The 11855-nt window shown below is 71.6% G+C and carries 11 protein-coding genes and 2 pseudogenes; 5 read left to right on the forward strand and 8 right to left on the reverse strand.

The annotated features are described in order from the left end of the window. The first annotated feature begins 52 nt into the window (after positions 1–52). From SSOG_RS41250 to SSOG_RS41260, 3 genes and pseudogenes are all read left to right on the forward strand, one after another. On the forward strand, positions 53–904 hold the full coding sequence (locus SSOG_RS41250; protein ID WP_039939984.1) for a chorismate synthase: 852 nt from the start codon (positions 53–55) through the stop codon (positions 902–904). After that, on the forward strand, positions 901–2010 hold the full coding sequence (gene menC / locus SSOG_RS41255) for an o-succinylbenzoate synthase (protein ID WP_009720265.1): 1110 nt from the start codon (positions 901–903) through the stop codon (positions 2008–2010). Before SSOG_RS41250 ends, menC begins: the two co-directional genes overlap by 4 nt. 25 nt (positions 2011–2035) lie before the next feature. Further along, positions 2036–2869, forward strand: a pseudogene (locus SSOG_RS41260) (class I SAM-dependent methyltransferase). 6 nt (positions 2870–2875) lie between these two features. Here SSOG_RS41260 and glpK read toward each other — a convergent pair. Next, a pseudogene (gene glpK / locus SSOG_RS41265) lies at positions 2876–4377 on the reverse strand (glycerol kinase GlpK). A gap of 60 nt (positions 4378–4437) precedes the next feature. Continuing rightward, positions 4438–5205 (reverse strand): IclR family transcriptional regulator, encoded by a 768-nt coding sequence (locus tag SSOG_RS41270; RefSeq protein ID WP_009720268.1) that lies wholly within the window; start codon positions 5203–5205, stop codon positions 4438–4440. Positions 5206–5358: 153 nt separating this feature from the next. On the opposite strand from SSOG_RS41270, the gene SSOG_RS41275 reads away from it, so the two are divergent. Further along, on the forward strand, positions 5359–5793 hold the full coding sequence (locus SSOG_RS41275; protein ID WP_009720269.1) for an ATP-binding protein: 435 nt from the start codon (positions 5359–5361) through the stop codon (positions 5791–5793). A gap of 149 nt (positions 5794–5942) precedes the next feature. Here the strand turns inward: SSOG_RS41275 and SSOG_RS41280 are convergent, their stop codons facing one another. The 3 genes from SSOG_RS41280 to SSOG_RS41290 form a co-directional block, all read right to left on the reverse strand. Continuing rightward, the gene (locus tag SSOG_RS41280; RefSeq protein WP_245606493.1) at positions 5943–6344 is read right to left on the reverse strand and encodes a SpoIIE family protein phosphatase; all 402 of its coding nucleotides are present in this window, start codon (positions 6342–6344) and stop codon (positions 5943–5945) included. Positions 6345–6460: 116 nt separating this feature from the next. Continuing rightward, positions 6461–7687, reverse strand: a complete 1227-nt coding sequence (locus SSOG_RS41285; RefSeq protein ID WP_039939985.1) for a cytochrome P450 — start codon at positions 7685–7687, stop codon at positions 6461–6463. A 132-nt stretch (positions 7688–7819) separates the two neighbouring features. Beyond that, on the reverse strand, positions 7820–9157 hold the full coding sequence (locus SSOG_RS41290) for a gluconate:H+ symporter (protein WP_009720272.1): 1338 nt from the start codon (positions 9155–9157) through the stop codon (positions 7820–7822). 189 nt (positions 9158–9346) lie between these two features. On the opposite strand from SSOG_RS41290, the gene SSOG_RS41295 reads away from it, so the two are divergent. Further along, the gene (locus SSOG_RS41295; RefSeq protein WP_009720273.1) at positions 9347–10477 is read left to right on the forward strand and encodes a DUF5954 family protein; all 1131 of its coding nucleotides are present in this window, start codon (positions 9347–9349) and stop codon (positions 10475–10477) included. A gap of 12 nt (positions 10478–10489) precedes the next feature. Here the strand turns inward: SSOG_RS41295 and SSOG_RS41300 are convergent, their stop codons facing one another. From SSOG_RS41300 to SSOG_RS41310, 3 genes are all read right to left on the reverse strand, one after another. Next, the gene (locus SSOG_RS41300; protein ID WP_009720274.1) at positions 10490–10846 is read right to left on the reverse strand and encodes a hypothetical protein; all 357 of its coding nucleotides are present in this window, start codon (positions 10844–10846) and stop codon (positions 10490–10492) included. Between the two features lie 113 nt (positions 10847–10959). Further along, a complete protein-coding gene (locus SSOG_RS41305) occupies positions 10960–11334 on the reverse strand; it encodes a hypothetical protein (RefSeq protein ID WP_009720275.1) in 375 nt (124 codons plus the stop codon). 62 nt (positions 11335–11396) lie between these two features. After that, positions 11397–11789 carry a roadblock/LC7 domain-containing protein gene (locus SSOG_RS41310; protein ID WP_039939987.1) on the reverse strand — a complete coding sequence of 131 codons (393 nt, stop codon included), beginning with the start codon at positions 11787–11789 and terminating at the stop codon, positions 11397–11399. Between the last annotated feature and the right edge of the window lie 66 nt (positions 11790–11855).

The following is an 11855-nucleotide window of genomic DNA, read 5'->3' on the forward strand; positions in this document are numbered from 1 at the left end:
TTTGTACGTCTGGACAAGAGGGGTCGGGGTGCGGCCCGGGAGACTCGGTGCCATGACACCAGCAGTGACGATGGACGCCGGTGCGCTCGCGTCCGCCGCCGCCCACACCGCCGGGGTCGGCGTCCGCACCGTGGACGATGTGGCCGGCATCCGGGCGGTGGCCGACTTCCTCGCCGACGTGTGGCAGCTGCCGCACACCAATCCGCCCTATCCCAGCGAGGTGCTGCACAGCCTCGTGCACGCGGGCGGCGCGGTGCACGCCGCGTACGGCACCGGGCCGGGCGGTGAGCGGCTCGCGGGGGCGGCGGTCGCGGTCTTCGGGCCGCCCGCCGACGCGAGCACGTACTCGTTCGTGGCGGCGGCCACCGCCTCCGACCGCGGGGTCGGCTTCGCGCTGAAGCAGGCCCAGCGGGTCTGGGCACTGGAACACGGCGCCCGCACCATGCGCTGGACGTTCGACCCGCTGGTGGGCCGCAACGCCCGGTTCAACCTGGTCAAGCTGGGCGCCGTGGGGTCCGAGTATCTGGTCGACCTGTACGGGCCGATGAACGACGGGGTGAACGACGGCGACGAGAGCGACCGGCTCACCGCCGCCTGGGACCTCGACCCCGGGGCGGCGCACACCACCGATCCGGCCGAGGAGGCCCGGGCGCGCGCCACAGCGGTCCGCCGCGCCCCGGACGGCGGCCCGCTCGCCGTACGGGACGACCGGCGGCTGTGGTGCCGGATCCCCGAGGACATCGTCGCGCTGCGCGCCGCCGACCCCGACCGGGCACTGCGCTGGCGGCACGCCGTACGGGAGGTGTTCACGGACGCGTACGCCGAGGGGCTGCGCGCGACGTCGATGTCCCGCGACGGCTGGTACCTGCTCACCCCGAACACCGCCGAGGAGTCGCGGCCATGAGGCTCGAACGCGTCGAACTGCTCCATGTCGCCCTGCCGCTCGTCACCCCCTTCCGCACCTCCTTCGGGACGATGACCAGCAAGGACACCTTCCTGCTGCGTGTCGTCACGGACGAGGCCGAGGGCTGGTCCGAGTTCGCCGCCGATCCGGAGCCGCTGTACTGCTCCGAATTCGTCGCCGGTGCCGAGACCGTGATCCGCGACTTCCTGCTGCCCCGCGTCGCCGCCCTCCCCGAGCCGACGACGGCGGCCCTCGCCCCCGCCATGGCCGCCGTCAAGGGACACGAACTCGCCAAGGCCGCCCTGGAGACGGCCCTGCTGGACGCCGAACTCCGCGGCTACGGCATGCCGATCGCCACCTTCCTCGGCTCGGTCCGCGACCGGGTGCCCGCGGGCGTCTCCGTCGGCATCAAGAACTCCCTCCCCGAGCTTCTCGACGACGTCGAGAAGTACCTGGACGAGGGGTACGTCCGCATCAAGCTCAAGATCGAGCCGGGCTGGGACGTGGATCCCGTGCGCGCCGTACGCGAGCGGTTCGGCGACGCGCTGCCCCTCCAGGTCGACGCCAACACCGCGTACACCCTCGCCGACGCGCCCCATCTGCGGAAACTGGATGCCTTCGACCTGCTGCTCATCGAGGAGCCGCTGGCGGAGAACAACCTCCACGCCCACGCCCAGCTCCAGCGGCGGCTCACCACCCCGGTCTGTCTGGACGAGTCCATCCACACCGCGAGCGACGCCGCCTCCGCGATCGCCATGGACGCCTGCCGGGTCATCAACGTCAAACCCGCCCGGGTCGGCGGCTATACGGAGGCCCGCCGCATCCATGACCTCGCCACCGCCCACGGCGTCCCGGTGTGGTGCGGCGGCATGCTGGAGACCGGCATCGGCCGCGCCCCCAACCTGGCCCTCGCCGCCCTCCCCGGATTCACCCTGCCCGGCGACACCTCGGCCTCCAGGCGGTACTTCGCCGAGGACATCACCGAGCCGTTCGTCCTGGAGGACGGCCATCTGCCGGTGCCCACCTCGCCCGGCATCGGTATCGCCCCGCTGCCGGACACCCTCGCCCGTTTCACCACGGCCACCCGGGTGCTCTACAGCAGGTGATGTGGCGTCTGCCATGATCGGTGGCATGGACGGCGCGGACGGCGGGGCGGGCGGGCCCGACGAGGACCAGGGCTATCTGCTGGACAACCGGCAGACCGAGGCGGGCATCCGGTTCGGCGCCCTGGCCGAGCTGTTCGACCCGAGCACCTTCCGCCACGTCGACCGGCTCGGCATCGGCCCGGGCATGCGCTGCTGGGAGGTCGGCGCCGGCGGCCCGTCCGTCCCCGAGGGTCTTGCGGAACGGGTCGGGCCCACCGGGCAGGTGATCGCCACCGACATCGACGTGTCCTGGACGCGCACCACGGCCACCGGTCCGGACCGGGTGATCGAGGTGCTGCGCCACGACGTGGCCGTCGACCCGCCGCCGCCCGGCCCCTTCGACCTGGTGCACGCCCGCCTCGTCCTGGTACATGTCCCCGACCGGGCGGAGGCCCTGCGCCGCATGATCCAGGCGCTGCGGCCCGGCGGCCGGCTGCTGCTGGAGGACGCCGACCCGGGGCTCCAGCCCCTGCTGTGCCCGGACGAGTCCGGCCCCGAACAGCGCCTCGCCAACCGGCTGCGGTCCGGTTTCCGCGAGCTGATGGCGCGGCGCGGCGCGGACCTCTCGTACGGGCGCACCCTGCCCCGTCTGCTGCGCGAGGCCGGGCTCGAGGACGTGTGCGCCGACGCGTACTTCCCTGTCGCCTCCCCGGCCTGCACGGTCCTGGAGGCCGCCACCGTGCGGCAGATCCGCGCCCGGCTGGTGGCCGCGGGCCTGGGCCACCGACGAGGAGATCGACCAGCACCTGGGACACGTCGCCACCGGACGCCTCGACCTGGCCACCGCCCCCATGATCTCGCCTGGGCGCGCCGCCCCTGAGCCCCCTCATCTGATCCAGCCGAACGACAGCTCCACCGGCCCGCTGCCAGTTCTCGGTACTCCGCCTGCCGCCGCCCCGGATCCATCGTGGGCATCCACTGCCCGGCCCGGTGCCAGTTGCGGCGCAGCCCCTCCAGGTCCGGCCAGTAGCCGACGGCCAGCCCCGCGGCGTACGCGGCGCCCAGTGACACCGTCTCCGAGACCATGGGCCGCACCACCGGCACGTCGAGCACATCGGCCAGGAACTGCATCAGCAGATTGTTGGCCGTCATCCCGCCGTCGACCTTGAGCGCCTTCAGCGGCTCGGGAGAGTCGGCGTTCATGGCGTCGACGACCTCACGGGTCTGCCAGCCGGTGGCCTCCAGCACCGCGCGGGCGAGATGGCCCTTGGTGATGTACGAGGTGAGGCCGACGATGACGCCGCGCGCGTCGCTGCGCCAGTGCGGGGCGAACAGGCCCGAGAAGGCGGGCACGATGTAGCAGCCGCCGTTGTCCTCGACGCTGCGGGCCAGGGTCTCGATCTCGGGCGCGCTGTGGATCAGACCCAGCCGGTCGCGGAACCACTGCACCAGCGAGCCGGTGACGGCGATCGGCCCCTCCAGGGCGTAGACGGGCGGCTCGTCGCCGACCTTGTAGCCCACGGTGGTGAGCAGCCCGTGCCGGGAGCGGACGAGGCTGGTGCCGGTGTTGAGCAGCAGGAAGCTGCCGGTGCCATAGGTGCACTTGGCCTCGCCGGGCGCGAAGCACGTCTGCCCGAACAGCGCCGCCTGCTGGTCGCCGAGTGCGGCGCCGATCCGCACCCCCGGCAGTACCGCCCGCGCCACGCCGTAGCCCTCGGCGGAGGGGCGGATGTCGGGCAGCATCGCCCGTGGCACCCCGAAGTACGACAGCAGCTCGTCGTCCCAGGTGAGGGTGCGGATGTTCATGAGCATGGTGCGGCTGGCGTTGGTGGCGTCGGTGATGTGCAGCCCCCCGGAAGGACCACCGGTGAGGTTCCAGATCAGCCAGCTCTCCATCGTGCCGAACAGCACCTCGCCGCGCTCCGCGCGTTCGTGCAACCCCTCGACGTGGTCGAACAGCCAGCGGATGCGGGGTGCGGAGAAGTAGGTGGCGGGGGAGAGCCCGCAGCGGTCGAGGAAGAAGTCGTCACCGGTGCGGCGCCGCAGCTCCTGGACGAGCGCGTCGGTGCGGGTGTCCTGCCAGATGATCGCGTTGCCCACGGGATGGCCCGTGCGGCGGTCCCACACCACCGTGGTCTCGCGCTGATTGGCGATGCCGATCGCCGCGATCTGCTCGGGGCCCGCGTCCGCGTCGCGCAGCGCCCGGGGCACCACGCGCCGCAGATTGGCCCAGATCTCGGCGGGGTCGTGCTCCACCCAGCCGGGCTTGGTGTAGTGCTGCCGGTGTTCCCGCTGGGCGACGGAGGCCAGCCGCCCCTGGTGGTCGAAGAGGATGCACCGGGTGGACATGGTGCCCTGGTCGATGGACATCACATAGCGTTCAACCATGGCCTTTACCTGCCTTCGGGCGGGTACGAGCAGGTCAGCGGGTACGGGCGGGACATGGGGTCACCAGCGGGCCGCGCCGAGGTCCCGGGAGATGGCCCGCGCGGCGTCCCGGGTCAGGCCGACCAGTGACGGCTGGGGGCGGCCCTTGCCGTCGCAGATGCGTTCCACGGTGCCGGACACCCCGACGGCGCCAACGACCAGGCCGCCCTGGCCGCGTATCGGTGCCGCGATGTCCGCCTCACCCATGACGGTTTCCTGGACCGCGGACGCCCATCCGGCCTCCCGGATCTCGCCCAGCGCCTGGTTCAGCGCCTGCGGGGAGGCCAGCGTGTGCCGCGTGTAGGTCTCCGGCTCCGCCTCCAGGACCGGTTCCACCGGCGTCGCCCCGAACGCCAGCAGGACCTTGCCCAGGGCGCTGGCGTGCAGCGGCAGCAGCGAGCCGACGTCCAGGGTCTGGAAGGTGTCGTCGGGCCGGAAGACATGGTGGACGATGAGCACCTTGCCCTCCAGCGGAACCCCGATGCGGACCGCCTCCCCGCTGCGGGCGGCGAGGGCGTCGGCCCAGTTGAGGGAGCGGGACCGCAGCTCGTTGATGTCGAGGTAGCTGGTCCCCAGGTGCAGCAGCGCCGCGCCGAGCTGGTACTTCCCGGTGGCCCGGTCCTGTTCGACGAAGTCGACGCTCTGGAGGGTGCGCAGAATGCCGTGGGTGGTGCCCTTCGCCAGACCCAGTGAGGCGGCCACCTCGCCCAGTCCGAGCCGACCCGAGCCCTGGGCGAGCAGCCGCAGGATCGCCGCCGCACGCTCGATGGACTGCACCGGGCCGGCCATGTCGTGATCGTAGCTCTTCGGGCATGCGTTCACCCCCGCACGGGAACGTTCGGTAATGCCGACCAGGATTCGTTGACCCCGCCGGTCGTCGCCCATAGCGTCCGTATCAGGACATGAGGAACACGACCGGCGGACCATCCGGAAGGAGGAGATATGGCGGACCAGCTGACCATCCCGTGGACCGGCGGCACCTACGTCGATCATCACTTTCCGGTGCCGCATCTCCACGAGGCCGTCGCCACCGTGCGGCGGCGGGCGCACGCGCTGCTGGCCGACTGGGGGCTGGCCGCCGACACCCTGGAGGACGCGCTGCTGGTGGTCTCGGAACTGATCACCAACGCGGTTCTGCACGCCCTGCCCCCGGCCGTTCTGCGGCTGCGCTGGAGCGAGACCGAGGAATGCGGCACCCTGCACATCGCGGTCACCGACGGCGGACCGGCGCCCCGGGACCCGGGTTCGGCGGAGGAGACCGAGCCCGATGAACACGGGCGCGGGCTCTGCATCGTCACCGCGCTCTCGGCCCGCCACGGCACCCACCCGGGCCATGGGGGAGTCGTCACCCGCTGGGCGGAGATGCCCGTCGGCTGACCGGTGCGGCGGTGAACCGGTCGCGCAGCCGGTTGGGAAGAGGGCCGGCCGCTGCTTGCCAGGGTGTGTGCCCAAGGCCGGTTTAGCTCGATCGTGTGATGGTCGGCTTTCAGCCTTGCGATGGGCAGGGTTCAGGGCCTCCCCCTCGCTCATGGCCGTATCCACATGGCCAGGTCGTGAGGGACTCCGCCCGCCCGGCTCGGGGCGTGCCAGTGAGCGGACTCACCCCCCGACCCTGCCCAGGAACGGTAGAAGGCCCCCGCCACATCGCGGGCCTCGTTCAGTCCGTCGGTGCGCAGCGGCAGGAGGTCGCCGTGCAAGAGTCGGCGGTATACGGGCACCTGGCTCTCGTCGGTCGGCGAGCCCAGGCCCAGCGGCAGGGATGATGGCCCGCTCAGGGCCATCACCTTGCCCCAAGAGATCAGGACGGGCTCGATGTGCCCGTGGGTGATCACCGTCAGCCGATGCGGGACCGGGCCGAGATAGCCGACGCTGCGGCCCGCGCAGCACGGCGCGGGCACCCCCTGGAGTGTGTCCCGGGCCTCGGCCACCACGCTCCTGGGCGCCTGGGAGCGCACGGGCTAGCCCTCGTCCGGACCGTCGCACACGAGGCGGATTCGACCGGCGCCCCGGCACCGGTCGCGGTCCACCTCCACGCGCATCACGCTCACCCTTCCCAGGTGACGGGGAGCCGGTGGACTCCGTAGACGAGCATGTCGTCACGCAGCGGCACCTCCTCGCGCGGCACCGCCAGCCGCAGGGTGGGAAACCGCCGGAGCAGCGCCGGATAGCCGGTCCGCATCTCCATCCGGGCCAGATGCTGACCCAGGCATTGGTGGACGCCGTGGCCGAAGGCGATGTGCTCGGTGGCGTCGCGGGTGATGTCCAGGTCGTCGGGGGCCTTGAACCGGGCGGGGTCCCGGTTGGCCGCGGCGATCGAGGCGACCACGGTCTCCCCGGCCCGCACCCGCACCCCGGCGATCTCCACGTCCTCCCGGGCGACCCGGACCGTGCCGAACTGGACGATGGTCAGATAGCGCAGCAGCTCCTCGACCGCGTCCCCGGCCCGCTCGGGCCGCTCGCGCACCAGCCGCGCCTGCTCGGGGTGGCACAGCAACGCGAAGGTGCCCAGGGCCAGCATGTTCGCCGTCGTCTCATGCCCGGCGATGAGCAGCAGCAGCCCCACGCCGGTCAGCTCCGCGTCGGAGAACGCCGCCGGGTCCGTCTCGTCCGCCGCGTGGACCAGCCGCGACAGCAGCGCCTCGTCCGGGCGGCGCCGCTTGGCCGCCACCAGGTCCCGCATGTAGTCCCATATCGCGTCCCGGGCCGCGAAGATCTTCTCCTCGTCCTCGTCGATCCGGAACAGGGTGGCCGACCATGCCTGGAAGGCGGCCCGGTCGGCGTACGGCACCCCCAGCAGCTCGCAGATCACCAGGGACGGGATGGGCTGGGCGAACGCCCGCACCAGATCGGCGGGCGGACCGGCGCGTTCCATCGCGTCCAGATGCTCGGCGACGATGCCCTCGATGCGCGGCAGCAGCTCCCGCGTCCGCCGCGCCGTGAACCACCGGGAGAGCAGCCGCCGGTACCGGGTGTGCTCGGGAGGGTCCATGCCGATGAACGAGCCGAGCCGCCGCGGATCGTCCTCCCGCACCGGAAACGCCCGGACCGGCGACGACGCCCGGATCCGGTCCGAGCTGAACCGGTCGTCCGCGAGCAGCTCGCGCACGTCCTCGTAGCCGGTCAGCAGCCAGCCCGCCTTTCCGTCCGGAAAGGCGAGCCGGGCGGCCTTCCCCCGTTCGCGGAGCGCCCCGTACGCACCGGGCGGGTCGAACGGGCAGCCGCGATGGCGGGGCAAGGAGACCGGGGACGGCCCGGATGAGGTGACGGACACGGATGTGCTCCCTTCCACCAGCCACTCACACAGGCATTCACATTCGAGCGTAATCGGTACAAAGCGGGCCGACCCGATGTGGCCTGCGATGCCCTGCCGGCGGTGCCCCGCGGGAGCCGGTGCGAGGAGCCGCTACAGGCCGAGGGCGTCCAGGCTCGCCTCGACCGCCAGCACCCCGCCGAGGCCGAGCACCGCGAGCACCGTGGTGTACGTGGTGCGCGCCTTGATGGCGTCGATGACGGAGAGGTTGAAGTACTCCTTGAACATCCAGAAGCCCGGATCGTTGACGTGCGAGAAGGCGATGGAGCCGCAGGACACCGCGAGCACCATGAGTTCGGGGTGGACCCCGCTGCCGGCGATCATCGGCTGCACCACCCCGGCGGCCGTGACGACGGCGACCGTGGCCGAGCCGAGCGCCACCCGGAGGATGACCGCGATGAGCCACGCCAGGAAGATCGGGGACACCGGCCAGTCGTCCGTGAGGTTCTTGATGTAGTCGGATATCCCGCCCTCCACCAGGACACCCTTGAAGGCGCCGCCCGCCCCGATCACCAGCAGGATCATCGCCATCGCCTGGGCCGCCGAGTTGCACGACTTGCTGACCTCAGCGAGCCCCCGCCCGATCCGCGGACCGAACGCCCACAGGGCCAGCAGCAGGGTGAGCAGCAGGGCGATCGGTGCCGAGCCGATGAAGGTGACGAAGGGCAGGGCCGCGTCGGAGTCGGGTACGGCCATGTCGTACACCGCCGCCCCGGCGATCAGGACCACCGGGAAGAGCGCCACCGACAGCGACCAGCCCATCCCGGGCATCTCCTCGTCGCTGAAGGTGCGCTCGGTGACCAGGCCCTGGGGGATCTCGGGGTTCATCCGCCGGACGAACGGAAGCCGCGGCCACACCAGGGCGATCAGCGCGCCGAACGGCACGGCGAAGAAGAGGCCGTAGAACAGGGTCAGTCCGACCGACGCGTCGAACGACGCGGCCACCGCGGTGGGTCCGGGATGCGGCGGCAGGAAGCTGTGCATGGTCGACAGGGCGATGGACATCGGCAGCCCGACCCACAGCAGGTTCGCCCGGGTGACGCGGACGATGGTGAACGCGATGGGCACGATGATGACGAAGGCCACCTCGTAGAACATCGTCACGCCGATCAGCATCGCGGTCACCACCATGGCGACCTGCACCCAGCGCAGCCCGAAGGTGTCGACCAGTTTGCCCGCGATCCGCTGGGCGGCGCCGCAGTCGCCCATGACCCGGCCGACCATGGCGCCCAGACCGATGACGATCATCGTGTCGCCGATCTGGTCCCCGATGCCGCCCGCGAGGACATCCGGGATCTTCTCCAGCGACACTCCCTGCACCAGCGCGACGCCGACCGCCACCAGGAGCAGGGCGATGAAGCCGTTGAGCTTCAGCTTCGTCATGAGGAACAGCAGGCTCAGAACGCTGATCCCGACGATGACAAGAGGCATGCGACCCCCGGCTCCACATATGTGTACTCGGTCTATGTATGGAGATGGAGGCTAGGTTGGCGCCGGACGGCGGGTCAATAAGCGTGCGTGACCTTGTTGTTGAGCGCGTCTCAAGGGCTCGTCCCACGGACGGATGGACTTTCAGCCGATCTGTCGCGCAAGTGACTTGTATGTGCTCATGCTGGCCCCATGACGGAAGAGGGCGAGAACGTCCCCGCCTATCGGACGGTCCGGGTGGCCGCGCCGGAGGCGCCGGTGGCGGCGGTGGCGGATGTGGAGGCATGGCGGTCGCGGGAGGTGTATCCGGAGATCCTCTCGGCCGGCGGGCCGGTGTTCGGGGTGGTGCGGGAGCGTGAACAGGGCGGCTGGGAGCTGGTGTCGCCGTTCTCGGGGCTGGCGCCGCAGGACGCCCGTGAGGGCATGGGCTGTCAGTTCCGCAAGATGGCACAGGAGGCGGAGGCCGCCGGTGACCGGGTCGGCCTCGAGGAGTGCATGGCGGCCGCGGAGCGGATGGACTGGGAGGTCATCGACGAGATGACGGTCCAGGGCAGCCGGTTCCGGGTGGTCCGCGCCGAGCGCTTTCTCCGCTCAGGGCCGCAGGGGCCCGAGCCGCCGCGGATCACCGACCTGGATCCGGCGCCCCCGGGGGAGGCCCACCGGGCGCCCGACCCCACCTCGGGGTTCGTCATCGATCCGGTCACCGCCACCGGTGTGTCCGACGGCATCCTGAAGCTCGAACTCCTGTCGATGCTGCCCAGGCGGGGCAGTGTCCCCCAGGAGGTGCGCGACGACTGCCTGCGGGCGGCGGACACCCACCCGGGAGGCGTGCTGCTGCCGCCCACGTTCATGACGGTCGAGAGGGCCGCCGGGGAGTGGCGTTCCGACTGTACGGGGACGTCGACCACGCCCCAGGGCGCCCGGGACACCCTGGCGCTGGAGATGCGCGTCCTCATCCCGTGGAAGCTGGGCCTCGAACACGCCGAGCGCGTCCCGTACATGGCCGCGGCGGACCGGCTGGACGCCGAGCGGGGCGATGAACTGGTGGTGCAGGGGCGGCTGTTCAGGATCGTGCGCGTCGAGCGCCTGGTGCGGATCGGGCCGGACGGCCCCGAGGGGCCCCGGCCCTCCGACTGGGATCCGCAGCCGCCGGTGAAGCTGCACGACCAGCAGCTCCGCGAACAGGGCCTGCTCACAGACGACGCCGAGGACGACGAGGGTGCCGAGGACACCGAACTCGAACTCGACGCGCACACCCGGAAATTGGCCGAGCTGTTCAACGAGGAGGAGGCCCGGCGCAAGGCGCGCCACGAGGGGCGCTGAGCGCGGCGGTGGTCAGGCGACGAGGACCTCGGCCACCGCGGAGACGGCGCCCACGGCCACCCCGTAACCGGGAATGGCGAGCAGCGGCCAGGGGACGGGCCTGGGTACGAGCACCCGCCAGTGGAACGCGTAGTCCCGGTACTCGGGCATACCGGCGACGAACAGCAGCGCGTTCAGCAGTCCCATCACCGCGGCCGTGCGCTTGCCCCGGGGGCTCTGCGGGCCGTGGCGCTCCCGGATCGCGGGCGGGTAGTCGTCGAGCAGCGCGTCCCGCGCCACCAGTAATCCGCCCACGATCACCGCGGTGAACAGCGCCGTCAGGACGAGCGCGTACCCGAGGCTCACCGCCATCAATTCCGACCGGCTCATGGCGGCTCAGCATAGAAGTGCCGGTTAGGTTTGCCTAGCCTGAATTGGATCTCGCGGTGCGGGGCGACAGGGCTGCCGCCGTCTGCCTGTCGCCCCGCGACCGCCGCGGAGGATCAGACCTCCAAGTCGGCCTCGATCCGGCGCAACTGGTGGCGGGCCATCGCCAGGTTGGCCCGGTTCTTGTCCAGCGCCAGATAGAGGAACAGCCCCTGGCTGTTGCGGCCCTTCAGTAGCCGGATCAGGTGGTACTGGCTGCCGAGGGTGATCAGTATGTCCTCGATGGAGTCCTTGAGGCCGAGCTGCTCCATGGTGCGCACCTTGGCGCGGACCACATCGGTGTTGCCCGCGGCCGCCACCGTCAGGTCGAGTTCCTTGCCCCCGCCCAGGGTGCCCAGGGCCATGCCGCTGGAGTAGTCGACCAGCGCGACGCCGAGGGTGCCCTCGATGGACGTCATCGCCTCTTTGAGCGCGGTCTGGGTGTTCGCCATGATCTGGCTGTTCCTTTCGATGGATGGTGTGTCCGGGTGGTGTGCCCGGGCGATGGGTGGCTTCAGCTCTGCTCGGCCTTGCCGAGCGCGTCGCCCACCAACTCGGCGACGCGGGCGCCCGACCGGCGGGCTTCCATATGGAGACGGCCCACATTGGTGCGCCCCCCGGCCAGCACGGTCAGGACGGCCGCTGGGCCCGCGGCGTACGTGGCGACATAGCCCTCGTCGCCGCGGACCAGCAGTTCGCGGAAGGCGCCCCGGCCCGTGGCGTCGGCCAGCGACTGCGTCACCCCGAGGGCGGCCGCGGTCAGCGCGGCGACGCCCTCGGGCTCGATGCCGGCCGTGTCGTGGGCCAGCACCAGACCGTCGCTGGTGGCGACCAGGGCGCCGGTCACATGAACGACGCGGGCCCGCAATCGGCGTAACTCGTCCAGGACTTCGGGTTCGGCGGCCAACAGCTCTCTCCTCTCCGCACGCTGTCGCGGGTCGGGCGCGTGCCGCCGCGGATCCGTACGCTGCCG

It is taken from the genome of Streptomyces himastatinicus ATCC 53653, from assembly GCF_000158915.1.
Classification (GTDB): Bacteria; Actinomycetota; Actinomycetes; order Streptomycetales; family Streptomycetaceae; genus Streptomyces; species Streptomyces himastatinicus.

Coding starts and splice junctions, on each gene's coding strand:
- SSOG_RS41270 (WP_009720268.1), bottom strand. CDS start 5,205: ATGGCCGGCCCGGTGCAGTCCATCGAGCGTGCGGCGGCGATCCTGCGG.
- SSOG_RS41250 (WP_039939984.1), top strand. CDS start 53: ATGACACCAGCAGTGACGATGGACGCCGGTGCGCTCGCGTCCGCCGCC.
- SSOG_RS41295 (WP_009720273.1), top strand. CDS start 9,347: ATGACGGAAGAGGGCGAGAACGTCCCCGCCTATCGGACGGTCCGGGTG.
- SSOG_RS41290 (WP_009720272.1), bottom strand. CDS start 9,157: ATGCCTCTTGTCATCGTCGGGATCAGCGTTCTGAGCCTGCTGTTCCTC.
- SSOG_RS41275 (WP_009720269.1), top strand. CDS start 5,359: ATGGCGGACCAGCTGACCATCCCGTGGACCGGCGGCACCTACGTCGAT.
- menC (WP_009720265.1), top strand. CDS start 901: ATGAGGCTCGAACGCGTCGAACTGCTCCATGTCGCCCTGCCGCTCGTC.
- SSOG_RS41300 (WP_009720274.1), bottom strand. CDS start 10,846: ATGAGCCGGTCGGAATTGATGGCGGTGAGCCTCGGGTACGCGCTCGTC.
- SSOG_RS41305 (WP_009720275.1), bottom strand. CDS start 11,334: ATGGCGAACACCCAGACCGCGCTCAAAGAGGCGATGACGTCCATCGAG.